18 protein-coding genes are annotated in these 24,066 nt (G+C 67.4%); all 18 read right to left on the bottom strand.

Annotated features, from left to right (window positions below; translation table 11 throughout):
* Positions 1–26: 26 nt before the first annotated feature.
* Complete coding sequence (locus tag DU505_RS12275; RefSeq protein ID WP_114479280.1) at positions 27–608, bottom strand: GNAT family N-acetyltransferase; 582 nt, start codon at positions 606–608, stop codon at positions 27–29.
* On the bottom strand, positions 592–4,254 hold the full coding sequence (gene tssM / locus DU505_RS12270; RefSeq protein ID WP_114479279.1) for a type VI secretion system membrane subunit TssM: 3,663 nt from the start codon (positions 4,252–4,254) through the stop codon (positions 592–594). Before tssM ends, DU505_RS12275 begins: the two co-directional genes overlap by 17 nt.
* A 112-nt stretch (positions 4,255–4,366) precedes the next feature.
* A complete protein-coding gene (gene tssA, locus DU505_RS12265; protein ID WP_114479278.1) occupies positions 4,367–5,800 on the bottom strand; it encodes a type VI secretion system protein TssA in 1,434 nt (477 codons plus the stop codon).
* A gap of 7 nt (positions 5,801–5,807) precedes the next feature.
* Positions 5,808–6,464, bottom strand: coding sequence for a type VI secretion system-associated protein VasI (gene vasI, locus DU505_RS12260; protein WP_114479277.1), 657 nt, complete (start codon positions 6,462–6,464; stop codon positions 5,808–5,810).
* A gap of 2 nt (positions 6,465–6,466) precedes the next feature.
* A complete protein-coding gene (locus DU505_RS12255; RefSeq protein ID WP_114479276.1) occupies positions 6,467–8,074 on the bottom strand; it encodes a sigma-54 interaction domain-containing protein in 1,608 nt (535 codons plus the stop codon).
* Positions 8,075–8,078: 4 nt separating this feature from the next.
* Positions 8,079–10,691, bottom strand: a complete 2,613-nt coding sequence (gene tssH, locus DU505_RS12250; RefSeq protein WP_114479275.1) for a type VI secretion system ATPase TssH — start codon at positions 10,689–10,691, stop codon at positions 8,079–8,081.
* Between the two features lie 8 nt (positions 10,692–10,699).
* The gene (gene icmH, locus DU505_RS12245) at positions 10,700–11,542 is read right to left on the bottom strand and encodes a type IVB secretion system protein IcmH/DotU (RefSeq protein ID WP_114479274.1); all 843 of its coding nucleotides are present in this window, start codon (positions 11,540–11,542) and stop codon (positions 10,700–10,702) included.
* Positions 11,543–11,545: 3 nt separating this feature from the next.
* Entirely contained in the window at positions 11,546–12,880 is a 1,335-nt protein-coding gene (gene tssK / locus DU505_RS12240) for a type VI secretion system baseplate subunit TssK (protein ID WP_114479273.1), read from the bottom strand.
* Positions 12,880–13,479: a type VI secretion system lipoprotein TssJ gene (tssJ, locus tag DU505_RS12235; protein ID WP_114479272.1), complete on the bottom strand. Its 600-nt coding sequence runs from the start codon at positions 13,477–13,479 to the stop codon at positions 12,880–12,882. Before tssJ ends, tssK begins: the two co-directional genes overlap by 1 nt.
* Positions 13,476–14,882, bottom strand: a complete 1,407-nt coding sequence (gene tagH / locus DU505_RS12230; RefSeq protein ID WP_114479271.1) for a type VI secretion system-associated FHA domain protein TagH — start codon at positions 14,880–14,882, stop codon at positions 13,476–13,478. The genes tssJ and tagH overlap by 4 nt, the downstream gene beginning before the upstream one ends.
* Positions 14,883–14,888: 6 nt before the next feature.
* Positions 14,889–15,911: a type VI secretion system baseplate subunit TssG gene (tssG, locus tag DU505_RS12225; protein WP_114479270.1), complete on the bottom strand. Its 1,023-nt coding sequence runs from the start codon at positions 15,909–15,911 to the stop codon at positions 14,889–14,891.
* The gene (gene tssF / locus DU505_RS12220) at positions 15,875–17,638 is read right to left on the bottom strand and encodes a type VI secretion system baseplate subunit TssF (RefSeq protein WP_114479269.1); all 1,764 of its coding nucleotides are present in this window, start codon (positions 17,636–17,638) and stop codon (positions 15,875–15,877) included. The genes tssG and tssF overlap by 37 nt, the downstream gene beginning before the upstream one ends.
* Before the next feature lie 30 nt (positions 17,639–17,668).
* Positions 17,669–18,100: a type VI secretion system baseplate subunit TssE gene (tssE, locus tag DU505_RS12215; RefSeq protein WP_114479268.1), complete on the bottom strand. Its 432-nt coding sequence runs from the start codon at positions 18,098–18,100 to the stop codon at positions 17,669–17,671.
* A 15-nt stretch (positions 18,101–18,115) separates the two neighbouring features.
* A complete protein-coding gene (gene tssC, locus DU505_RS12210) occupies positions 18,116–19,597 on the bottom strand; it encodes a type VI secretion system contractile sheath large subunit (protein ID WP_114479267.1) in 1,482 nt (493 codons plus the stop codon).
* A gap of 78 nt (positions 19,598–19,675) precedes the next feature.
* A complete protein-coding gene (tssB, locus tag DU505_RS12205) occupies positions 19,676–20,185 on the bottom strand; it encodes a type VI secretion system contractile sheath small subunit (protein WP_114479266.1) in 510 nt (169 codons plus the stop codon).
* A 638-nt stretch (positions 20,186–20,823) separates the two neighbouring features.
* The gene (dxs, locus tag DU505_RS12200; protein WP_114479265.1) at positions 20,824–22,743 is read right to left on the bottom strand and encodes a 1-deoxy-D-xylulose-5-phosphate synthase; all 1,920 of its coding nucleotides are present in this window, start codon (positions 22,741–22,743) and stop codon (positions 20,824–20,826) included.
* Between the two features lie 51 nt (positions 22,744–22,794).
* On the bottom strand, positions 22,795–23,679 hold the full coding sequence (locus DU505_RS12195) for a farnesyl diphosphate synthase (RefSeq protein ID WP_114479264.1): 885 nt from the start codon (positions 23,677–23,679) through the stop codon (positions 22,795–22,797).
* Positions 23,669–23,968, bottom strand: a complete 300-nt coding sequence (locus tag DU505_RS12190) for an exodeoxyribonuclease VII small subunit (protein ID WP_114479263.1) — start codon at positions 23,966–23,968, stop codon at positions 23,669–23,671. Before DU505_RS12190 ends, DU505_RS12195 begins: the two co-directional genes overlap by 11 nt.
* Positions 23,969–24,066: the final 98 nt, after the last annotated feature.

Below are 24,066 nucleotides of genomic sequence, written 5' to 3'. Positions count from 1 at the left end.
GTTCTCCTCTATTGGGTTCGCGGGACTCAGTCCCACTCGGCCGGCGCCTCGAAGCTGGCCACCTTCGATGCATCCACGTGCATGCGCTTGAAGCCGGCATTTTCCAGGCTGCGAATCGCCGCCTCGCAGGCCACCGGCAGGCGTGACTGCAGTGGGGTGCCGCTGAGGGTGCGCCTCGCCGCCAGCAGCAGGCGGGCACCGTGGCCGCTGCCCTGCCACTCCGGCTCGATGAAGAAGAAGCGCAGCTGCCAGGCGGCTTCGTCATCCGGCCGGCAGGCCAGCAGCATGCCCAGCGGCGGCCCTTCGCCGTGGCGCAATACCAGCAGCCGGCCCTGCCAGTGGGCCACGTGGCTGCCATCGCGCTGCAGCCACAGCCCCCGGTGCGCGGTGAATTCCAGCGCGCGCCGCAGGGTTTCCAGGCGGGCCTCGTCGCGCAGCACCCAGGGGGAGTGCCCCTGGGCATCGGCGCGGCGTGCCGCGTACAGAAAGCGTTCGATGTCCTCTACCTGAGCCGTTTCCAGCCCGGCCATGGCGCTGTCCGTTGGCGCGGGGTCGGCCTTGGCCGCCTCGCGCCCTCCGGAAAACAACCGCTTAAACATCGTCAGCATTCAGGCCTCCCTCGGCATAGAGTGCGGTGGGCAGTTGGAAGCCGGCGGCCAGCGGCCGGGTGAAGGGATTGCGTGAGCCGTTGGCGCTGAGGCGATAGCGGATGGTGCCGCCGTCGACGCTGAAGCGCAGCTCCAGGTCGCGTTCGCCGGCACTGGTGATCTCGGCCTCATCGAGCAGCCGGAACCAGGCCCAGGCGCCGTCGCGGGACATGCTGCGCGGCGAGCGATTGACCTGACTCGGCACCAGGGTGACCCGGCTTTCGGTGCCGCCCCGCAGGGTGTTGGGCCAGATCATCGAGACCCGGTGGCTGGCGCTGTGGGCGTATTCGATCAGCTGACCGTCGACGCTGATCACGCCGCGCCGCTTGTCGGGGCTGAGGCTGACCGGTTCGAGGGAGAATTCCACGTCGAGCACGCCGTCGCGGCCGAAATAGGCCTCGCGAATCTGCTCGGCGCGCTGGAACGCCGTGAACACGCTACCCCGTAGCAGCGAGTTGCCGTCGGCGTCGAGCAGCTGTTCCGGAGCTTCCTCGATGAAGGGTCGCAGATTGTCCTGGTAGAAGCTGTCGAGGGTGCCGCCCGGGCCGAAGAAGGCCTCGAAGTCGGTCAGGGCCACGTCCCGCGAGGCACCGGCCACCAGCGGGTAGCGCCCGGCCAGACGGTTCTTGTAGGGCGTGACCACATCGTCGAGCCACTGGTGCTCGAGATGGCGGATGGCGCTGGCCATCAGCAGCTGCCAGCTCTGGTCGGCCAGGCTCTCGAGCATGCGGTCCACCGGCGCCGGGGTGTTCTCGGCGATACGCTTCAGGTTGTGGATGGGGTCGCCACCGCGCAGTGCCAGGCGGTCACGGGCGCTGACGAAGGCGGCACGCCCCGGGTCGCTGGCGCCCTGCACATGACGCAGGTAGTCGCGCAGCTCGGCAATGGCGGTCTTGATCTCGGCGATATCCGAGGGGTTGTTGCCTCGCGCATCCAGCAGCCCATTGAGTTCGGTGAAGTTACGCTCGATGTCACCGGCCAGGCGATAACGGGGCGAACGCTCCAGCGCCTGGCGGGCCGCTTCGTCATCGACCGGCAGCTCGGGATAGAGGCGGGTGTGGTTGGCGACCTCGCCCAGCAGGCGATCCAGCGGCCGGCTGGCCCCCAGCAGGGTATCCGCCACCACGACGGCCTGGTCGATATCGGGGATCGGCACCAGGAAGACGTCATCCAGCACCTGCCGCCAGGTCACGTGGTAGTCGCTGACATAGCGCTCGTGAAGGGCGTCGCGCAGCTGACGCTGGTCGGCCTCACTGAAGGTGATGTCGTCACGCCGGCCCAGCACCCAGAGATCGATCAGCGCCAGCTCGGTGGCCTGCTCGACTTCCTTGAGGAAGTAGCCCTCGAAGCCGTCGCGGGTCACCAGGGTGGGCAGGCGCAGCCTCTCGTCCTCGTCATCGCGAGCCATGAACACGGCGCTGAAGGCGGGTCCCACGCCCTGGCGCAGGTCCAGCACCGCCCCGCTGCGGCGATCGCTGCCCGCCTTGAGGGTGGCATAGACCCGCTCGTCCATGGGCTGACGTGAGAGTTCCTCCTGGGCGGCCTGCAGGCTGCCACGCAGCGGCGTCATGGCCAGCTCGGCATTACGGTCGCCGGCGGCCACACTGCCTTCCAGGTCGGTGTGGGTCATGGCGTAGTCGAGGTGATCGAGCAAGCGCTCCTGGACGCTGCCGCGTTGGGCGAATTCACGCTGCCAGCGCCGGGCCATGAAGTCATGGACCCGCTCAGGCTGGCGGCCGCTGGCATCCGACATCATGCGCAACACGCGCAGCAGCGCCAGCTTCTCGTTGCTGCCCTCCTCGGCACGGTTCATGTCATCCATGATGCCGACCATCAGCGAGGGCAGGAAATGATAGGAGAGCATCGCCAGGTAGGCGCTTTCCACCTCGCGACCCACGGGCTGGCCCTGATAGAGGCCCATGTCGGCCAGCCACGGCAGCTGGTCGCGGTAGTCGCCGAAGGCCAGGGTGGCGCCACGCAGCCGATCCAGCGGATCCAGGAAGGCATAGCCGGTGGGGTCGTCGCCCTGCAGCTCATCGGGCTTGGAGGCCAGGAAGTCCTGGGCCTTCTCCTCCACGGCGGCCAGGGCGGTGCTGTTCTTCTGGTAGAAGTGGCTCCAGCCACCGAGCAGGACGGCGGCCCCCAGCAGGCAGGCGACGACGCTGGTGCGACGCACGCGACGCCGGCGACGCGCGGCCCGGGCGTTGTCGCCGGCCAGGCCCGCCTCGGGATAGATCACCTTGTCGAACAGCTCCTCGGTGAAGTAGAGCGCACTGCGGGCCGCCCGGTGGGCCGGCTGGATGCTTTCGGCCATGCCGTAGCGGCGGGCGGCGGCATCGACGAAGGGGTCTTCGGGCACCCCCTGCTGATAGACCGAGGTGAAGTAGGTGCCCCGAACCATGGCGGCGGTGGAGAAGCGGTCGCTGGAGAGCGCCTCGCAGAGGAAGCCGAGCAGCACGTCGCGCAGGCCGGCAAGCTGGCGCACGAAGCGGAATACGGACTCGCGCTCTTCCCGGTCGCGGCATTCGGCGAGCAGCGAGGGCAGGCTGCGATTGAGCCGCTCGAGCATCTCGTCGTAGGCGGTGGCGAACTCCGCCTCCCATTGGCCGGGCCTCTCGAGGCTGTCGGCACTGAAGGTGAAGCCCAGCGGCGCACGGCGCGCCGCCCGTGAATAGTGGCGGAAGAAGTCGTCGAAACCGTGGAGCAAATCCATCTTGCTGAAGGTGACATAGACCGGCAGTCGGGCGCCGTGACGCTCCATCAGTTCGCGCAGGCGGGCGCGCAGCAGCGAGGCATAGGCCTTGCGCACCGCCACCTTGGCGTCGCTCAGCCGGGCCAGGTCGAGCACCAGCACGACACCGTCGAGGGGACGCTGGGAGCGGTTGCGCTCCAGCCAGCCGGTGAAGTGATCCCACAGGCGGCTCTCCAGCTCCTGGGGTTCGCCGCCCTCCATGGCGCCCTGGGTCAGCAGCTCGCCGTCCGGATCGATCAGCACGGCCTTGTCGCCGATCCACCAGTCGAAGCCGAACTGCCCCTTCTTGCCCTGGCCGGATGCCTTCATCACGTGGGTCAGGGCGAAGTTCTGGCCGGAGCGGTTGATCAGGCTGGTCTTGCCGGCGTTCTCGACCCCCATGACGAGGTACCAGGGCAGCTTGTAGCGTGCACCCGGACCGGAGCCCAGGTTATCGATCAGCTCGTTCAGGGTGGCGTTGAGGTTCTCCTCCTGCTGTTCGACCTGCATCTGGGCCGGATCGAACTGCAGGCGCTCGGCATGGCGGCGCTCCTCGTCCATATCGCGCAGGCGCCGGGCCAGGCGGATGCCCCACACCAGCGCCACCAGGGTGGCCAGCGCCAGCGTGGCCAGCAGGCGATTGAGCCAGGGCCCCAGTGGGTAGCTGCCACGCACCTCCCACATCGGCCCGAGCCACCAGATCGCCGCGACCAGCGCCGCCAACACCAGGCACCACAGCACCGCGGTCAGCTTGCTCGCCTTCTTGCCGATACCCTGGGCCTTGTTGCCATGCCCCTTGGCGCGATTGAGATTGCTTTGGGCGCGTGAGGCGCCGGGTACCCAGCGGCTCAGCCCTGACTTCAAACCTTTCCACATGAGCCTTGGCCCTCGTCCCTGTCGGTGATGTTGTGTCGTGTGTCGTCGTTGTTCATTGGCCGGATGCCATTCGTTTCGGTCTGCAGGAGCATGGTGATCGTCATTGTGATAGTCATGGTGAAGCCTCGAGCCGCTTGAGCAGGCCCGGCTCCCACTCGTCCAGGCCGATACCCACCACCGACTGTTGCACCGCCCGATAGTGGTGGTCGGCCAGCGATGCCAGGCCGGCCTCGCGCAGCAGGTCGGCGCTGGCCAGCCGCCAGTAGGCGGTCTCGCGCGGGGAATGTGCCTGGGCCAGGCCCTGGTCGAGAATCGTCAGGGCCGCTTCCAGCCCCTCCACGGCGAGGCACTCCCGGGCCTGCTCCAGCCCGGCCTGCCAGGGGTCACCGCTGCCATCGCCCTGGGCAGGCGCGCCCCCACCGCCGGGCACGCTCTGCAGCCAGCGCAGCGTCTCTTCATCGACGAAGGGGGTGCCGTCGTTGAAGCTCAGCGCTTCCAGGCCGGGCAGCCGCGCGACGAAGCGCGCCGCCTCGTCGCGGATCGCCTCGCCGCAGCGCGAATGGCCCAGCCGCTCGGCCAGGGTGGCGCTCATGCGGTGCCCCTCCAGCCAGTAGGGGCTGACCGCCAGGCTGTTCTCGATGCGCTGCCACAAGGCGTTGTCTCCGCCGCGGGAGAGCGCCTCGCGATAGTCCGCCGCGCGATCGGCGGCCACCGGCGCCAGCTCGGTGCGTCCGCCGTCGCGGGAGGCCGGCAGCGCCTGGATGGCACCCCAGACCGCATGGCGACGAAGCCGATAGGTCAGTGCCTCCCCCGGCGACTGCTCGTTGAGAAAGTCCGCCATCTTCAGCAGCGCCTGGCGATTGACCCGCTCGTTGCCGGCTTCCAGGCGCATTTCAGGCATCTTCGCCGCCGGGGCCGAGGCACCGTTACCGCCGTTGCCAGTCGACGCAGCCGCGGAACCACCGCCAGGGCCGGCACCGGCCTGTGCCGCCGATGCCTGACGCGGCTGGGCCTGTTGCAGCTGGTGGCGCAGCTCGACCAGGGCGTCATCCGGGAGACCCTGGTCCCGCGCCACGGCCAGCAGGGTGTCGAGGGCGGCCTGGCAGGCCTGGTGCTCCTCCTCCGCGTTGCTGAAGTCGAGGGCTTCGGCCAGCTTGGCGGCCCGCTGGGTGAACTGGGCAAACAGCCTCGGCCGCAGCTTCGCCCCCCGGGGGCCCTGGAAGGGGTAGGCCTTGTCCCACCACTGCTCCAGGCTGCCGGACAGCAGGTGAAGCGAGAGGGCGAAGCGAACGCCGTCGCCGCCACGCTGCAGGCAGTGCAGCAGGTGGCCGAGCACCTTGAGATCCTTGCCCGTGGTGCTCAGCAGCCGAACCGCACGGGTCTCGGCACCTTCCCAATCGACCTCGCCGTGCTGCAGCGAGCCGATCTTCATCATCTCCTCGTCGAGCCAGGCGTAGTCGCCGCTTTCGTCGAGGGGCCTGCCGACACCCTCCGGGGGGAGCGTGGCCAGCAGTTCCGTCAGCTGTGTCTCGTTGACGATTCGCATCACCACCTCACCAGCGACAGGCATCGCGCAGGGGTTGGATGTGCTGGCGCAGCCCCGAAAGGTCGAAGCGAAGCCCATCCAGCACGTCGAGGTCGCTGCCCAGCACCAGCTCATCGGCGTCGAGCAGCTGGCGCAGGGTGGCAATGGCCGGCAGCCCGCGCCCGCCGCTGACCACGTAGCCGCCGTCACGCACCCGCCACTCCTGCTGCTGTTCCCGTCCGCCGGCCCTCAGGCGCAGCGCCGTCCTCGGCTCGTTCAGCGCCGTCGGCAGGTGCAGCTGAAAGCGGGTGATCGACTTCTCGCAGGCGATGACCAGCTGCGGACGCGGTGGCATGGCGCCCAGCGCCGGTGCGCTCATCAACACGTCACCCTGCGACTCGCTGACCAGGAATCCCATCTCATCGCCGTTGCGCCCGGCCTCCTGGTCGTTGATTGCTTGCCACAGCGCCGGCCGCGGGTCGTCGCTGGCCGAGGTGGCATCGATGGCCAGGAACAGGGCGTCGTAGCAGCCCAGCCTGTCCAGCCGCGAATCCAGCGCTGCGCAGTCGTGGGCGCTCTCCAGCAGCGCCTCGGGGTCCGCAGCCCCCAGTGCTGCAGTGCTGTGGAGCAGCGCCAATCCTAGACACAGGCTCAGGTACAGCGCCGGGCGAATCATCACGCTCATTATCATTTGGCATCCAGTTCCAACTGTCGGCACTTGTGTGCCAGGGTCCGCTTGGGCAGGCCGAGGCTCTCGGCGGCCAGGGCGCGATTGCCGCCGAACAGCAGCAGGCGCTGGCGGATCAGGTCCGCCTCGTAGTCGCGCAGGGCACGGCGCAGGTCGTGGACCTGGCTCGCGCTCTCGACCGACTGGCCGCCGCTGCCCTCCGTGCCCTCCTGCCGGTCGGAATCTTCCGCTTCCGTCAGCCCGGGGAGGGCCATGGGTTCGATATCGTCTCCTGGCCGAGTCATGGCGCAGGCATAGTCGATCAGGTTCTTCAGTTCCCGGACGTTGCCGGGGTAGTCACGCTCGCGCAGCTGGCGCAGAGCCGCCGGGGTGATGCCGAGTTCGTCGCGTCCTTCCCGCGAGCAGAAGTCGACCGCGAAGGCTTCGGCAAGCTGGGCGATGTCTTCGCGCCGCTCCCGCAGCGTCGGCAGGCTCAGCGGGAACTGCCCCAGTCGGTAGTAAAGGTCGGCACGGAAGCACTGGTCGCGGATACGCTCCCTCAGCGGCTGGTGGGTCGCCGCCACCAGGCGCAGGTCGGCATGGCGCTCCTCGCTGGCACCCAAGGGTCGATAGCGGCCGCTTTCCAGCACCCGCAGCAGCTTGGCCTGCAGCGGCAGCGGCATGTCGCCGATCTCATCGAGAAACAGGGTGCCGCCATCGGCCTGGCTGATCAGCCCTTCACGGGCCTGATCGGCGCCGGAGAAGGCGCCCTTGGCGTGGCCAAACAGCTCCGACTCCAGCAGCGCCTCGGGTATCGCCGCGCAGTTGATCGCCATGAAGGGGCCATCCGCCCGGGCGGAGAACCGGTGGATCGCCCGGGCCACGCGGTCCTTGCCGGTACCGGTCTCGCCCTGAAGCAGCACGGCCAGGCCGGTCTCGGCGGCGCGGATGACCTGGCTGCGCAGCGTCTGCATGGCCGGTGAGGCGCCCAGCAGGTCTTCCGCCAGCCGCTCGGCCAGGGCCTGGCGACGCGCCCCATCGTTGAGCTGGGCCAGGGACTGGCGTAGTCGTGCCTCCCGGTGACGTTCGCCCTGGTGTCGCGACAGGCCGGCCCATAGCCGGCACAGCAGCGATTCGAAGGCGACGAACTCGGGGTCCTCGCCGAGCCCTGCCAGCACGGACGGCTCCCCCGCCACGGCCAGAGTGCCGAGCCACTCCCGCTCTCCGTCCAGAGCGCGCAGCGGACGAACGTCGAGCTGCAGGACGCCGGGCAGGGCGCTCACCTGGGCCTGAAAGTCCGGATGGTCGAGCCGAGAGCGCGCCTCCGCCAGCCCCAGCCGCAGCGGCTTGCCCTGGCGGATGGCGTGGGCATAGGGATGGCGGAAGTCGTCACAGGCCAGGCGGGCATCGGCCCGGTCGCTGCCCAGCCAGCGCCCGCTGCCATCCAGGTAAAGGCATTCCGCCCAGGCCAGCCCCTGGCAGGAAACCAGGATGGCGCAGCCGCGTTCGCGCAATTCGACGGGCGATGCGCTTTCGACCAGCGCCAGTGCCCTGGCCATGCCGACGAGGCCCGGCCCCACCGGCTGGCCCGCCATGGCCTGGCAGGTGTCGATCGCCCTTGCGCCCATGCCCTTACTCCACCTCCGCGGTAAAGGCGCCGCTGTCGGCATCGACGCCCAGGGCGACCCGGGTCACCGCCTCACGACGCGCCATGCGGTCGAGCAGTGCCCGGGAGACCGGCGGCAACAGCTCGCCGTCGATCACCGACTCGAGCATCCGCGCACCGTTCTCGCTGCGGGTGGCGCGCAGGCAGATCGCCTCGGCCAGGGCAGGGTCGAGGACCACCTCGGCCTGGCGATGACGCTCGCGAATGCGCCGCCCCAGGGTGTCGAGCTTGGCCACCACGATATCGCGCAGGGTGTCGGCGCCCAGCGGGAAGTAGGGCACCACCTCCATGCGCGCCAGCAGCGCCGGCTTGAAGAAGCCGGCCAGCACCGGGTAGAGCGCGTCGTCCAGCTCGGCGGGAGCGTCGGCGTGGGCGACGATGGCCTCGTAGCCCAGGTTCGAGGTGAGGAAGAACACCACGTTCTTGCAGTCGATCAGGCGCCCTTCCCCGTCGGCCAGCTCGCCCTTGTCGAAGGCCTGGTAGAAGAGGTTGAGCACGTCCGGGTGGGCCTTTTCCACTTCGTCGAGCAGCACCACCGAGTAGGGGCGCTGGCGAATCGCCTCGGTCAACAGGCCGCCCTCGCCGAAGCCGACATAGCCAGGCGGTGAGCCGATCAGCCGCGAAACGGTGTGCTTCTCCTGATACTCGGACATGTTGATGGTGGTGAGGAACTGGCGCCCGCCGTAGAGCCGCTCGGCGATCTGCACCACGGTCTCGGTCTTGCCCACGCCGCTGGGCCCGACCAGCAGGAAGGCCCCCAGCGGACGGCCGGGGCGGCGCAGGTCGGCACGGGCGGTGAGCAGGTGGCGGTGAACCCGTTCGATGGCAAGATCCTGGCCCTGCACCAGTTGGCCCAGATAGTCGGGCAGCTCGGTGAGACGGGTCAGCTCGTCGCTGGTCATGCGCTCGACCGGCACGCCGGTCCAGTCGCCGATGACCTGGGCGATCTGCGCCTCCTCGACGCTGGCGTTGACCAGTGCGAACTCCTGCTGCAGCTCGGCCAGGCGGGTTTCCTGCTCGACCAGGGCCGCCCGCAGGTCGCCATGCTCGGCCTCGTCCGTCTCGTCGTCGAGCAGTTGCGCATGCAGCGACAGGATGGCATCGACGCAGTCGCGCTGGGCCTGCCAGGCTGCCTCCAGCGTAGCCAACTCGTCGTCCAGACGGGTCAGGCGCTCGTCGAGCTCCACCAGCAAGGCTTCGTCCGGGCGGCGCCCCAGCTGGGTCTCGCGGTCGAGCTGATCGCGCTCGCGAAGGGTCGCCAGATGGTCGCTCTTGAGATGGCTGAGCCGGCGTGGCGGGGTGTCCAGCGCCTGGGAGAGCCGGGCGCAGGCGGTATCGAGCACGTCGATGGCCTTGTCCGGCAGCTTGCGGCCGGCCAGGTAACGGGCCGACAGCTCGGCGGCAGCGCGCAGCCCGCTGTCGCCGACCAGCACGCCGTGGGCCCGCTCGTAGACGTCACGCAGGCCCCGCAGGATCACCAGCGCCTGCTCCACGCTGGGCTCGGACAGCGACACCGGCTGGAAGCGCCGCGACAGCGCCGGGTCCTTCTCGAAGTACTTCTTGTACTCGCGCCAGGTGGTGGCGGCGATGGTGCGCAGTTCGCCCCGGGCCAGGGCCGGCTTGAGCAGGTTGGCGGCATCACCGCCGCCCTCCTGGTTGCCGGCGCCGATCAGGGTGTGGGCCTCGTCGACGAACAGCAGGATGGGCTTCGGTGCCGCCTTGACCTCCTCGATCACCGCCTTGAGGCGCTTCTCGAACTCGCCCTTGACCGCGGCACCGGCCTGCAGCGCGCCGAGATCCAGCGCCAGCAGTTCGACGTCGGCCAGCGCCGCCGGCACCTCCCCGGCGACGATGCGCGCGGCGAGCCCTTCGACCACGGCACTCTTGCCCACTCCGGCGTCGCCGATGACGATGGGGTTGTTCTTGCGCCGGCGGCCGAGGATATCGAGCATCTGGTCGATTTCCGGGTCGCGGCACAGCACCGGGTCGAGCTCGCCGCGCCGCGCCTGGTCGGTCAGCGAGGTGGCGAAGCGGGCCAGGGCGCTGTCGCCCTGGGCCGCACCCGGCTTCGGGTGTCCGGTGGCGCCCTCGTCCGCCCGGGGGGCTTCGGCGGAATCGCGGGTCAACCGCTCGAAGTCGCGGCGCAGGCTCTCGCGGTTGATATCGGCCAGCAGCGCGGCGCTCCTGGGGCCGAGGTAGCGGCCGACGTTGTGCAGCAGCGCGGTGAAGATCATGCCGCTACGCAGCGAGTCGTGGGCAAACTCCGTGGTCGCCAGCAGCCAGGCGTCCTGAAGCAGTTCCACCAGCAGCGGCGAGAAGCTCGGCGTGGCCACCGTGAGGTCACGGGGCGGGCGCGATTCGTCGGCGAGCCGGGCACGCAGTTCGAGGGCATCGATGCCCTGCCCTTCCAGCAGGCAGCGCATGTCACACAGCGGCTGGTCGATCAGCGCCTGCAGCAGATGCCCGGCGGTGACCTCCGGGGCCTGCTGTTCGGCACAAAGTACCGCAGCCTGTTCCAACCCCTGGCGGGCGATGGCATTGAGTCGGCCGATGAGCGCCGGAAGCTCTACCCTGAGCATGGTCTCTCCTAACGGAATATCTGATCGAGAAGGATGCTGACCTGGGATGCCTGCTGGTCCAGGGACCAGGAGAAGCCCAGGTAGGCGCCTGCCATGGCCACGCCGAATAGCGCGAAGACCGCCCATACCGGCAGGCCGCGCCCACCGCGGCGGCGGCCCCGCACCACGTTGTCCAGGGGTGAGGTCAGCATGTCGTCGGGGGCATCGCCGAGGGCCGCGAGCTGGTCGCCCAGGGCCCGGACCACGTGCTCGTACTCCTCGCGACCATGGGTCATTACCCGATAGCGGCCCTCGAAGCCCAGGCACAGGCACAGGTAGATGAAGGCCAGCATGTCGCGATAGCGCTGCGGTTCCTGCTGCAGGCGGGCAAGGATCGAGAAGACCTTCTCGCCGCCCCAGGTCTCGTTGTGGAAGCGCGTCAGCAGCGAGTGCTCGGCCCACTTGCTCTGCTGGCCCCAGTCGGTACCCATGACCGCCTCGTCGATGAAGGAGCAGAGCACGTAGCGGAAGGCCAGCAGGGTCGGACGGTCGTAGCCCTGTTCGGTGAGCTCGATCTCGATTGCCGAGATCTCGTCGACTACCTGCCGGTAGAGCCGCTCGATGTCGTGCATGCTGTCGAGCTGGCGAACCCGTACCACCATGCCCAGTAGCGAACTGGCGGCATCCACCAGGGGATTGAGGTTGTGGCCCCGCAGGCGGAACCAGTAATCCTCGTCGGCATCGAGCTGTTCGGCGTGGCTATGAATCAGCCGCTCCAGTCCCCGCTCGTTGATGCGGTCCTCGTGGCGCGTGGGTGAGTAACGCGAGACGGCACCGGATTCCATGTCGAGTTGCGTAGCAAGATCTTGCATGGCTTAACTCCTGATCGCCCAGAACTGCATTTCCAAACCGGGGAACTCGCCCGCCACGTGGAAGGCAAAGCCACTGGCACCGTCGAGCATGCGCCAGGCCTGGCTCTGGCGGTCGAGCCGGAAGTAGCTGTAGCCGGCGTGATAGGGCAGTTCCCGCGGGGCCACCGGCAGCGGTTCCAGCGGCACCCCCGGCAACTGCAGGCTGATGAGGTCGCGGATGCGCTCGACGCTGGCCACCTTGGTCTGCTGCAGGAACAGCTTGCGTAGCCGCTCGTGGGGCATGTCGGCCCGCACGGCGAGAATGAAGTCGGCGTCCTCGAGCAGCCCCGGATCCGACAGCGGGGCGACGAGCAGGCCGTAGCGACGCGACTGCAGCTGGATTGCCAGCGCCCTCGGCTCCAGTACCGTGGAAAGCGCCTGGCGAAGCCCCTGCATCAGCATGCGGAAAGCGCGCTCGGGGTGGTCGTGGTCATAGGCCGGGTATTCCGGCGGCAGCCGCGATTCGTCGGTAAAGGTGACCAGCTCGCTGGCGGTCTCGAGCATGGTGTCGAAGAGCCGCTCCGGGTGCAGATGACCCAGCCGCGCCAGGTGCTGGAACCGCGGCTGGGCGCGGTTGAGTAGCTGCAGCAGCATGAAGTCGGAGACGTCGGCCACGCCGGTCTGGTGCGGCGTGGAGAGTCGCTGGGCGAGGTTGCGGGCACGCTCGCGCATCAGGCCGGCCATCTCGCCGACGAAGCGCTGCAACATCGGAGCGGCCTGGACGTTGAGCAGGGTCGGCAGGAACTGCTCGTCGAGCACCAGGCTACCGTCGGGGCGTCGCTCGACGATGCGCGCCACCGCCAGGCAGGCGTAGGCGCTGCGGTCGTCACGCTCCAGCAGCAGGCAGGGGGCGACCCGCGCCACATCGAGCTCGGTGGTGTCGCCATCGCGGGAGTGCAGGTCGCGCACGCCACGCTGGAAGAGCCGGTAACGGGCCGGCAGGTCGTCGCCGGGCCAGCGCACCTCGCCCACTGCATCGGTAGACAGCGGCAGGCCCAGGTAGACGACCTGGTTGGTAATGCCGGCGTCGTCGATCTCCAGCGGCTGCGGCTCGATGTCGTCGTCGGGCAGCTGAAAGGCGGTACCATCCGGCATCACTCCGCTGGCGCGGCTGATGGCGATACGCCCGAAGCTGAGAAACTCCGCGTTGAGTTCCAGCAGGTGAAAGCCGTAGAGATAGTGGCTGACGCCCCGCAGGCGGGCATCGATCAACCCTTCCAGGCTGCGCTGCTGCTGCTGGAAATGCTGCGGCTTGATGAACAGCCCTTCGCTCCAGACCACACGGTTGCGACTCGCCATCAGTCCTGATCCCTCAGCTCGGCTTCATCGGCGCGCAGATGCACCAGCAGGTGGTATTCATCGCCGACGGCGTTGACCTTGACCACCTTCTTCCACTCGGCCTCATCCGGGGTGTTGTAGAAGGCGATAAGGCCGATATAGCGCGTCTCTTCGTCGACCTCGAAGGGCTCGTAGAACTTCCACTGGCCGGGCAGCAGAGTGAAGTCGTCATGGGTCAGGTAGTTGGTGCCCAGGGCATCCTCGAGGTCATCGCGCAGCTGGTAGTGGTCGGCGGCCATCAGCATCGAATCGTCTTTCAACTGAAGGATCTGAAAGCGCAGCGGGGTGCCTTCGCCGTCGAAATTGCGGTTGACGTCGGGCTCGGCCACCATGGCCAGGTCGACACGGGACAGGCGCGCTTCGGGATAGCCCACCGGAATCGACGGGTCCTTCATGACCTGCCAGGTCTTGCCGGCGGCCTCACGGGTCGAGGCACAGCCGCTGAGCAGGAGCGCCAGCACGCCGACGGCCAGCCAGGCAAGCGGCCCGCGCCATCCGGCACTGCTTGCGCACAAATGTCTTGTCGACGCTTTTCTTGCGCTGGTGATTATTGTGCTCATGCTTCCTCCCGCTGCTGACGGCGCACCGACTGGTCATAGGCCTGTTCGAAGACCTCCCAGAACAGCTTGGCGAAGCCCTGCTGGCGACCGGAGTTCAGCTCCTGGTAGTAGTGGCGATACATATCCCAGGCCCAGCCGCCTTCGTCATCCAGGCGGTTGCCGGCACCGCGGTAGGCGTGGAAACGCTTGAGCAGCGCATCGGGTGCAAAGGCATCCAGAATCGACTGCAGCGCCTGGCCGATGGCCTCCTCCACCGCCGCCTGGTGCTGGCCCTGGTGGGCCAGGCATTCGGCCACCGCGGCCGGTGCCGAGAGGTGCACCGGGCTACGCCGGGCGGAGAACATCGTCTCCACGGTGTCGACATAGGGCTGGCCCAGCCGCAGGGGGTTGTCCTCGATGGGCTGAAGGCGGCGATCGCGCAACGGATAGCGGCTGTCGTCCTGGGCCTGATGCAGCGCCTGCAGCCCCTCGATGGCGGCCCGCAGGGTGTTGCCGGCCTCGGCGAGAAACGCCTGCTGCTCCTCGCTGTCGTGGAAGCGCAGGTTGGCTCCCAGGGCGCGCATCAGCGGATCCGCCCCCATGTGCCCCGCCACCGCCGGCGAGGACTCCTGCCAGCGGTCCTCGAGCTGCTCGCCTACCGAGCGCTCCAGGTCGTTCAACAACCGTTCATCCATGTCCCTGCTCATCGCGTTATTGTCCTCGTATGCTTGAATCGTCGACTTGCCCGACGGCTTTCCACGCCGGACCTGTGGGTAATGACTCGCCCCGTTCGCGCCCGCCCCTTCCAGCTCCTCGAGCAGCGGATCGGTAAAGTCGATGGTTTCCTCATCGGGGTGCTTCAGCGCCGTTATGGGGTCCTGATGGCTGGCGCCGGGGGTCACCTCGCCAAGGGCCTCCATGGGGTCGTCCTGTCGCGCCGCCGCTATGCTCCCCTGAGCCATGGAATGAACCAGGGGCATGCCTTGTCCCGGCAGCGCCTCCTGCTCCTCGTCGATCAGCGCGGTCAGCGGCTGGGCGCCTGGCAGGCCGGCCTGGCGGTCGCCGAGGTGAACGCGCAGGTGGTACTCGCCGAGCCTCAGCTCGTCGCCGTCGCGCAGGGCGACCCGCCGGTCGCGGCCGAGGGGCAGCGTGGCGTGGTTGATGAAGGTGTGCCCGCTGCGGTCGACCAGGCAGAAGCGGCCGTCCTGGCGCTGGATCTCGGCATGGCCGGGACGAATGCGTCCGGCATGGTCCTGCAGCAGCCAGTCGTCGCTGTCGGCGCTGCCCAGGGTGCCGCCCGCCTCATGGAAGACATGGCTGCTGGTGGAGCGCCCCTCGAGTCGCTCGCTGTTGATCACGACCAGAGTGATGGCGGTGTGAGCCGCGACGTGGTGCTCGGTGGCATGAGGGTAGGAGGCTTGCATGGACGGTTAGCCTGTCATCTGTATGCGTATCCGACGGCGCCTGGAGGCATCGCCGGATTCGGGGTTGACGAAGGTGGTCCAGCCGAGCTGGCAGCTGCCGGCCTCGCCCAGACGCATCGGCATGACGGCACTGGGCAACAATTCGAGCTCCAGGTCGTAGGCCAGGGGTTCGCGCAGCACGAAGTTCACCAGCGTTCGCAGCGGCGCGTGCTCACAGCCATCGGGCAGAAAGTCGCGGAAGCGCGCGAGGCTCAAGCCCCTCAGGCAGAGGGCAAACTTGCCGCCGATGTCGGCGACCCGCTCGCCGGCGATCATGTCCTCGCCCAGGGTCATGGCGGAGAGGCCCGAGCGGCTGCGCTGGTCCTCGGGGATCACCACCCAGCGATGCACCCACTCCTCGAGATGCACCTCGTCGAGGTCGAAGCAGTGCCCGACGATGCCGCAGACCACCTCGGGCGAGCGCGAACGCCCCGCGAGAAGGCCGGCATAGGCCAGCATCTTGCTCCAGTTGATCGGCGTCTCGCCGCGCAAATCGGCGTCGGCCAGGCCGACCAGGGCGAAGACGGCGGCGGAGAAGCCGTCACTGGCATGGTCCTGATAGCGCACGTAGTGGCGGTACTTGCGCCAGGCCCGATGCACCAGGGTCAGCAGCCGGTGGTTGAAGAAGTCGAGGAAGTCGCCGGCGCTGCCCTCGTGATGGGCCGCGCTGTGGGCCAGGCTCTCGAGATAGTAGCCGGGCAGCGGCGACTGGGAGCCCTGCAGCCCGAAGAAGCTGACCTCCAGCCGGTAGCCGCCGTCGGCGCCGGGTGCGAGCGCCACGACATCGCTGCCGGGGAAGCCCAGCGACGCCGAGGCGCTGTAACGCACCCGTTCAAAGGCAGGCACGCTACCGCCGCCACCACCTTCGAGGTCATCCTCATGGTGGCGGTGCAACAGCTCGACGAGCTGGAAGAAGTCGTAGCGCCGGGCCCCCTCGATCAGGGCAGTCGGCGCTACATCAGCGGCTGCTGGCCCGGCTGTAAGGTCCATGCGTAACGCTCACGGTTGTGTCGGTTGATGACATGCAGCTCATGGAACGAGTTGATGCTGGCGTAGAGCGAGAAGAACCTAGCCAGCACGCTGCCGAACAGATAGAGGCTGCCTTCGTCGCCGAAGGCCTCCTGATCCAGGGTCATGACCGAACGCAGCCCGCGCACCGGCAGGCCGCGCTGAAGCCGGTCGATGGATTGGGTCTCGATATCGGCGATGCCCGTCAGGCGCTTCTGGGAGACCCGCTCCGCCTGGCGGTCGACCAGCGCACGGAAGTCGTAGGCCCTCAATACCGAACACAGCGCATCCCGCTCGAGCAGCGACAGGTAGTTAAGCGACAGGTTGGAGATCAAGGTCCACATCAGGCTGCCGTCGAGGGTCGGACGCAGCGCCGGCGTCGGCCGGGTGATATTGCGAAAGTCGGCGTACACGGGGCTGTTCTCGGTCTCGACGCAGACATCACCCACGGTCAGCTTCTCGGGTAGCTCGCGGTTGCTGCAGGTGAGCCGCAGCGAGATGGTCTCGCGCATGCCCAGGCACGCCCGCTCGTCGCCACGCACGAAGGCGATATCGTGATCAAAGCCATCGCCACGCAGGCTGTCGCGAACCCGCACCCGGTAGTAGAGCGCCTGGCGATCCCGGTCCCGCTCGATCTGGTGCTGAAAACTCTCGAAGGGGACATAGTTACGCGGTTCGCCGCGCACCTTGCCTGAGTCGTTCTCCAGCCAGCCATGCACCGCGTCGACGCTGAACACCTCGTAGTTCGCCGGCGAACGGCTGCTGGGACGGATGTGGTACTCGCTGCGCTCGCCGCTCAGGTCGATGGGGTCGGCATCGTGGGTGAACAGGTTGATGGCCGGTGTGCAGTAGAGCGCCAGGTGCTCGTCTCGCACCCTGGCATCCGCCGGCAGCGTGCGCGTAAAGACGAAGCGTAGCGTCAGCCGCTGGGCCTGCACGGAAGGCAGGTGGCGCCCCAGCGAGCCCAGGTCGACGAAGTGGAAGGCCTCGGGAAAACAGAGATACTCCTGCAGGATGCGATAGCCCTGGTAGGCATTGCGCGGATAGGGCAGCAGAGCGTCCTCCCGCGCGAAGCCCACCGGCTGCAGCAGGCTGTTCGGCAAGCGCCGACGCTCGCCGTCGATCTCCAGCTCGATACGCGACAGGTAGTGGTTCAGCCACAGGTAGAGGCTGCGCGCCGTGTAGCCGTTGCCTCCCAGGTGGAGCCGCAGCGTGTCGATCCCCAGAGCATCGAGGGGCTGATCGCTGCGAACGTCGAGATTCAGCTCGACGACCGAAGCCTCGCGGGAGTGTCGCGCTTCGACGCCGGCATGCTGCAGCGGATAGAGCGCCACCTCGTGGCAGGTGCGAAAGCGACAGGCCGTACCGTCTACCGGCCGGCTTCCCACCGCGGTCCCCGCCGCAACGGACTGGGACGCACTCAGGGCGTGCCACTTCGGGGTGAACTGCATGACGGTCATGCTCGGCACCGGGCGCAGATAGTTGGGCCACAGCATGCTGATCAGCGAATGGGTCAGCTCGGGGAATTCGTCCTCGACCTTCTCCCGCATGCGTCCGGTCAGGAAAGCAAAGCCTTCCAGCAGGCGCTCGACGTCAGGGTCGGTGCTGCGCTCGGAGAGGAAGCGGCTGAGGCCAGGATTGGCCTCGGCAAACTCCTTCCCCTGCAACTTCAGAAAGTCGAGCTCGTCCCGGTAATAGCGATTCAGCATGCGAGTCTCGTTCCCTGGATGCTTAGGTGCTCAGTTCAGGCACTGATAGCGTTTGTCGTTCAGCAGCAGATCGATGGTGGTCTGGGCGTTGTCCCGGCCAAGATCCAGGGTTGCGTGAACCTGGAACCGCAGCTGCAGGGGGTCGCCGCCATGGGGCAACGACTCCACTTCCACTCGCTGCACTCGAGGCTCAAAGCGTTCGATGCACTGGCGAATGGCGCGCTGGATATTGAGCTCCAGGTCGAGCACACCGATGGTCGCGTCATTGAAGTCGAGCAGCCCCAGCTCAGGCGCACATTCGCTGTGTCCCGGGTGGCTGTTGAGCAGATCGACGAGATGTCGCTTGATGGACTCCACGGTGTCGGCGAGGCTGGCCTCGCCCCCTGCCTCAACCGGCTGCCCTGTCGCCGCCAGGCGCTCGAACAGCCGGTTGCCGAGCACGCCACCACGGTAAAGGCTCATGGCAGCGACACTCCCTTACTCCTTGTCGAGGCGACCCACCAGCGACAGCTCGAAATTAGCGCCCATGTACTTGAAGTGCGGACGCACCGCCATGGAGACCTGATACCAGCCCGGATCGCCCTCGACGTCGGAGACCTGGATCGAGGCGGCCCGCAGCGGCCGGCGGCTACGCACCTCGGCCGGCGGGTTTTCCTGGTCGGCGACGTACTGGCGAATCCAGGCGTTGAGCTCGCGCTCGAGGTCCTGGCGCTCCTTCCATGAACCGATCTGCTCGCGCTGCAGCACCTTGATGTAGTGCGCCAGGCGATTGATGATGAACATGTAGGGCAGCTGGGTGCCGAGCTTGAAATTGGTCTCGGCAGCCTTGCCCTCGGCCGTGTTGGGGAAGACCTTGGGTTTCTGCACCGAGTTGGCGGAGAAGAAGGCGGCGTTGTCGCTGCCCTTGCGCATGGTCAGCGAGATGAAACCTTCTTCGGCCATCTCGAATTCACGCCGATCGGTGACCAGCACCTCGGTGGGAATCTTGGCCTGCAGCTGGCCCAGCGCTTCATAGGAGTGCACCGGCAGGTTCTCGACGGCGCCGCCGCTCTGGGGGCCGATGATGTTCGGGCACCAGCGGTACTTGGCGAAGCTGTCCGTCAGGCGCTCGGCGAGCAGGTAGGCGGTGTTGCCCCAAAGGTAGTGCTCGTGGTTCTCATTCACCGTTTCACGGTAATTGAAGCTCTTGACCGGGTTCTCGACCGGGTCGTAGGGCATGCGCAGCAGGAAGCGCGGCGCGGTCAGCCCCAGGTAGCGGGCATCCTCGGACTCGCGCAGGCTGCGCCAGCGGGCGTACTTCGGCCCTTCGAAGATCGCTTTGAAGTCCTTGATATTGGGCAGCTCCTCGAAGCTGTCGATACCGAAGAAGCTTGGCGCCACCGAAGAGAGGAAGGGGGCGTGGGCCATGGCGCCCACCGCGGCGGTGAACTGCAGCAGTTTGATGTCCGGCGTCGAGGGCGAGAAGTCGTAATGGCCGATGATGCCGGCAACCGGCTCGCCGCCGAACTGGCCGTACTCCGCCGCGTAGACGTGCTGGTAGAGCCCGCTCTGGCTGAGCTCGGGGGCGAACTCGAAGTCCTCGAGCAGCTCGGCCTTGGTGGCATGCAGCACGTCGAGCTTGATGTTCTCGCGGAAGTCGGTGCGATCGACCAGCAGCTTGAGGCCGCGCCAGGCCGATTCCAGCTCCTGGAAGCCCCGGTCATGCAGGATCTCGTCCACCTGGCTGCCGATCTTGCGATCGAGCTCGACGATCATGCGATCGACCACCGACTTGTTGACCTGGGGCGCGTCGCTGGTGCTCTGCAGCAGCTCGGCGATGAACGCCGCCACACCCTGCTTGGCGATGTCGTAGCCTTCGTCGGCCGGTGCCATGCGCGTCTGCGCCATCACCTGGTCGAGAAGGGAGTCTTCTGCCTGGGCCCCGGCGGCCTGGCCCTGGGTTTGTACCGAATCGGTCATGGGGGTTGCCTCGAATCCTTTACCTGGCGTTGAATCGCCTGCCTGCACCTGATCTGCCTGCACCTGGTCCGACAGGAATCAGGCGTCGCCCTTGTTGTTCGTCTCGAGCAGCTCGAGTTCCGAGAGCAGCTGCTGACGCGCCTCGTCGCTCTCCATCAGCCTCTGCAGCCGGTCGCGGAAGGCCGGCACATTGCCCAGCGGTCCCTTGAGGGCAACCAGCGCCTCTCGCAGCTCGACCAGCTTGCGCAGCTCCGGCACCTGCCGGGCCACGCTGTCCGGGGCGAAGTCTTCCAACGACTTGAAAGAGAGGTTCACCGCCAGGTCGGTCGGCTCTTCGCCCTCTTCGAGGCGGTTGGGCACGGCAGCCTGCAGGCCAAGACCCGCCTCGCGCATGACCGACTGGAAGTTGTTCTTGTCCACCGAGACCTTGTCGCGCTCCTCGATGGGCGTCTCTTCCGCGCCACCCTTGAAGTCCCCTACCACCAGCAGCTTGAGCGGTAGCTCTGTTTCCGCCTGCTGGTCGCCGGTGGCCGGTACATACTTGATATTGATGCGCTCTTTCGGCGCAACGGTCCCTTCCTTTGCCATTGTCTGGAGCTCCCTGACGAACCGCTGGTTTTTTGGAACGATTAAGTCCTGCGTCTTGATACTGGCCCGGCAAACGAGCCAGGAACGGGCTACGCGAGCCGAGCCTGGCCAAGTCGAGGCCATCCGCGGTAGCGAGATGACCAAGGCTGGCTGGCAGAGCCGAAGAAGCGTTTGCCGCTGTAGCTGATGTCGCGAGAGGGTAAACAGGAAGCGGGGGTGTGCCAAACGACGCCATGGGCGACAGGCAAGTTTACGTGGGCGTTACTTACAAGGACGAAAATAGAACAAACAGCACCAACTACCGGAAACATGCAGGTATCGTGACGGATATCGTCAAGGCACCTTGAAACAGTTAGTACGACATACACCTTTGCTTACAGACGTTGTAGGAAATGGCTTACGTGAATATAAGCAATGTACGCCGCTATCACTCCGCAATGCGCTCGGTCGAAGCTGCGGTTTCCTTCATGCGACAGCCACGCGGCCGTACCTGACGACACCTGAAAGTGGGTATGGCAGCCGTCAAGACGTGGGGTGCAGGGGGGCAATCCAAAGCTCCACATGAAAAAACCGGCCATGAACCCAGGTTCATGGCCGGTTGGAAACACGCGTTGCTTCGCTTATCGATTGCCTCTACATTACCCCAGTCGCGCACGAATCGCCGCTTCAAGACCCGGTGCATCCAGCCCGCACTCGGCGAGCAGTTCTGCCGGCTTGCCATGCTCGACGAAGGCGTCGGGCAGGCCAAGGTTGAGGACTTCGACCTGGACCCCCTCGGCGGCCAGCAGTTCGTTGACGGCGCTGCCGGCGCCGCCTGCCACGACGTTCTCTTCGAGGGTGACCAGCAGGTCGTGCTCGTCGGCGGCGGCCAGGATGGCCTCCCGGTCCAGCGGCTTGATCGAGCGCATGTTGATATGGGTGGCGTCCAGCGCTTCGGCTACCGTGGCCGCGGGGCCGTTGAGACTACCAAAGGCCAGCAATGCGACGCGGCCACCTTCGCCACTGGCCTCGCGACGATGCTCCGCCTTGCCGATCTCCAGCGGCTCCAGATGCCCCGGTATCGCCACGCCGGGGCCGCTGCCGCGTGGGTAGCGCACCGCGGCGGGGCCGGGGTAGTGATAGGCGGCGCTGAGCATGGCGCGACACTCGGCTTCGTCGGCCGGAGCCAGAACCACCAGGCCCGGCAAGCAGCGCAGGTAGGAGAGATCCATACTGCCGTGGTGGGTGGGGCCGTCCTCGCCGACCAGGCCGGCGCGGTCGATGGCGAAGGTGACATCGAGCCCCTGCACCGCCACGTCGTGGATCAGCTGGTCGTAGCCGCGCTGCAGAAAGGTTGAGTAGATCGCCACCACTGGCTTCATCGCCTCGCAGGCCATGCCCGCGGCCAGCGTCACCGCGTGCTGCTCGGCGATGGCCACGTCGTAGTAGCGCTCGGGGTACTCCTTCGAGAAGCGGATCAGGTCGGAGCCTTCGCGCATCGCCGGGGTAATTCCGATCAGCCGCTCGTCCACGGCCGCCATGTCGCACAGCCAGTCGCCGAAGACGTTGCAATACTTGGGCGCCTTCCTGGCGGGGGCAACGGGTGCAGTGGCCGGCTCGTCACCGTTTTTTCCCGGCTCGATCTTTTCCAGCTTGGTGATGGCATGGTAGCCGATGGGATCGGCCTCGGCGGGCAGGAAGCCGCGGCCCTTGCGGGTCCTGACGTGGAGGAACTGGGGGCCGTCCAGGTCACGGATGTTGCGCAGGGTCTGGACCAGGGTGGGCAGGTCGTGGCCGTCGAGGGGACCGATATAGTTGAAGCCCATCTCCTCGAACAGCGTGGCCGGGCTGACCATGCCCTTCATGTGCTCTTCGGTGCGCCGCGCCAGCTCCAGCGCCCCCGGCAGGTGCGAGAGCACCTTCTTGCCCTCCTCGCGCATGACCAGGTAAGGCTTGCTGGAAAGAATCCCTGCCAGGTAGCTGGCAATGCCACCGACGTTCTCGGAGATGGACATCTCGTTGTCGTTGAGTACCACCAGCATGTTGGCGTCCACATGGCCGGCATGGGCCAGGGCCTCGAAGGCCATGCCGGCGGTCAGGGCGCCATCGCCGATCACCGCACAGACACGCCGCTTCTCGCCCCGGGTGCGAGCCGCCAGGGCCATGCCCAGCGCCGCCGAAATCGAAGTGCTGGAGTGGCCCACGCCGAAGGTGTCGTACTTCGACTCGGCACGACGCGGGAACGCGGCCAGGCCACCGTACTGGCGAATGGTGGCCATCGCCTCGCGCCGGCCGGTGAGGATCTTGTGCGGGTACGCCTGATGCCCCACGTCCCATACCAGCCGGTCGTGGGGCGTCTCCAGGGCGTGATGCAGCGCCACGGTAAGCTCCACCACCCCCAGGCCGGCGCCGAAGTGGCCGCCGGACACCCCGACGCTGTAGAGCAGATAGGCCCGCAGCTCATCGGCGAGTTGCGCCAGCTGTGCGGCATTCATGGCCCGCAGCGCCGCCGGTGTTTCCAGCGTGTCGAGCAGCGGTGTCACCGGGCGCTCGCCGGGAATTTCGTCGTAGAGCTTCATGTAGGCTTCTGTCTGTCAGGGAATCGCTGAATCACCGCTTTCAACGCCTCCTCAGTGGTCTCTTTCGATCATGTAGCGGGCCAGCTCGGCCAGCGGTGCACTCGCTGCACCCAGCGGCGCCAGGGCCGCCAGTGCCTCCTCGGTCAGCTCCAAGGCCCGGGCCCGAGCGCCATCCAGCCCCAGCAGTGCCGGGTAGGTGGGCTTGTCGCGGGCCGCATCGGCGCCGGAGGCCTTGCCCAGTGTGCGGGTATCACCGGTCACATCGAGGACGTCGTCATGTATCTGGAAGGCCAGGCCAAGGGCTTGGGCATAGTGTTCCAGCGCCGCCACCCTGGGGTCGCTCTCGACCACCGCCGTCAGCGCTCCCATGCGCACCGCGGCACGAATCAGCGCGCCGGTCTTGTGAGCGTGCATGGTGGCCAGGGCCTCGACGTCAGGGTGGCCGCCAACGGCCGCCAGGTCCAGCGCCTGTCCGCCCACCATGCCATCACGGCCGGCGGCCTGAGCCAGGGTCAGCATCAGTGCCGGCAGCCGCGGATGGGCGGCCCGGGCCAGCACCTCGAAGGCGAGGGTCTGCAGGGCATCGCCGGCCAGTATCGCCGTGGCCTCGTCGTAGGCGCGATGGACCGTAGGCTGGCCGCGGCGCAGGTCGTCGTCGTCCATGGCGGGCAGGTCGTCGTGAACCAGCGAGTAGGCGTGAACCAGCTCCACTGCGGCGGCCGAGGAGTCCAGGTCGGCGTCGGCGGCACCCAGCGCACGGCCGGCCAGGTAGACCAGCACCGGACGCAGCCGCTTGCCACCCACCAGCAGCCCATGGCGCATGGCGTCCTCCAGGCGGGGGGCGGGCGCCTGGCGCGCATCGAAGACGCGCGCCAGGTAGGCGTCCACCCGGGCACGATCGGCGGCCAGGCGCACCGCGAAGGCGTCAGCGCTCAAGATCGTCGTCCTCCCCGGGAGGCGCACTGAAGCTGTCGAAATCGACACCACCGTCTGGACCTTCGATCAGGGTGCGCACCCGCAGTTCGGCCTCGTCCAGGCGACGCTGGGCGTCGCGCGTCAGGTGCACGCCCTGCTCGAAGGCAGCAAGCGAGCCCTCCAGCGACAGCTCGCCGGACTCCAGCCGCTCTACCAACTGTTCCAGTCGCTCGACGGTGGTGGCGAAATCGGCGCTTGCCTCCTCGCTCGCCACCGTATCGGACGACGGTTGCTTGTCTCGCTCTGCCATGGAAATTCCCAGCCCGTCACCGCTATCTATAGGGGCCACAGTATACACGCTCTCCCCCGGTGTTCGTCTGCCACCCGCAACAACCTGCAGCCCATTCA

Source organism: Billgrantia montanilacus (genome assembly GCF_003336675.1).
GTDB classification, from domain to species: domain Bacteria; phylum Pseudomonadota; class Gammaproteobacteria; order Pseudomonadales; family Halomonadaceae; genus Halomonas; species Halomonas montanilacus.
The sequence above is the reverse complement of the archived record's forward strand: the minus strand, read 5'-3'. Positions and strand labels throughout refer to the sequence as shown.

Excerpts from the sequence above, each read along its gene's own strand:
- tssK (WP_114479273.1), bottom strand. The coding sequence starts at position 12,880 with ATGGCGAGTCGCAACCGTGTGGTCTGGAGCGAAGGGCTGTTCATCAAG.
- icmH (WP_114479274.1), bottom strand. The coding sequence starts at position 11,542 with ATGCAAGATCTTGCTACGCAACTCGACATGGAATCCGGTGCCGTCTCG.
- tssF (WP_114479269.1), bottom strand. The coding sequence starts at position 17,638 with ATGCTGAATCGCTATTACCGGGACGAGCTCGACTTTCTGAAGTTGCAG.
- tssE (WP_114479268.1), bottom strand. The coding sequence starts at position 18,100 with ATGAGCCTTTACCGTGGTGGCGTGCTCGGCAACCGGCTGTTCGAGCGC.
- tagH (WP_114479271.1), bottom strand. The coding sequence starts at position 14,882 with ATGCAAGCCTCCTACCCTCATGCCACCGAGCACCACGTCGCGGCTCAC.
- tssC (WP_114479267.1), bottom strand. The coding sequence starts at position 19,597 with ATGACCGATTCGGTACAAACCCAGGGCCAGGCCGCCGGGGCCCAGGCA.
- dxs (WP_114479265.1), bottom strand. The coding sequence starts at position 22,743 with ATGAAGCTCTACGACGAAATTCCCGGCGAGCGCCCGGTGACACCGCTG.
- tssG (WP_114479270.1), bottom strand. The coding sequence starts at position 15,911 with ATGGACCTTACAGCCGGGCCAGCAGCCGCTGATGTAGCGCCGACTGCC.
- tssH (WP_114479275.1), bottom strand. The coding sequence starts at position 10,691 with ATGCTCAGGGTAGAGCTTCCGGCGCTCATCGGCCGACTCAATGCCATC.
- vasI (WP_114479277.1), bottom strand. The coding sequence starts at position 6,464 with ATGAGCGTGATGATTCGCCCGGCGCTGTACCTGAGCCTGTGTCTAGGA.
- tssM (WP_114479279.1), bottom strand. The coding sequence starts at position 4,254 with ATGTGGAAAGGTTTGAAGTCAGGGCTGAGCCGCTGGGTACCCGGCGCC.
- DU505_RS12275 (WP_114479280.1), bottom strand. The coding sequence starts at position 608 with ATGCTGACGATGTTTAAGCGGTTGTTTTCCGGAGGGCGCGAGGCGGCC.
- tssB (WP_114479266.1), bottom strand. The coding sequence starts at position 20,185 with ATGGCAAAGGAAGGGACCGTTGCGCCGAAAGAGCGCATCAATATCAAG.
- DU505_RS12190 (WP_114479263.1), bottom strand. The coding sequence starts at position 23,968 with ATGGCAGAGCGAGACAAGCAACCGTCGTCCGATACGGTGGCGAGCGAG.
- tssJ (WP_114479272.1), bottom strand. The coding sequence starts at position 13,479 with ATGAGCACAATAATCACCAGCGCAAGAAAAGCGTCGACAAGACATTTG.
- DU505_RS12255 (WP_114479276.1), bottom strand. The coding sequence starts at position 8,074 with ATGGGCGCAAGGGCGATCGACACCTGCCAGGCCATGGCGGGCCAGCCG.
- tssA (WP_114479278.1), bottom strand. The coding sequence starts at position 5,800 with ATGCGAATCGTCAACGAGACACAGCTGACGGAACTGCTGGCCACGCTC.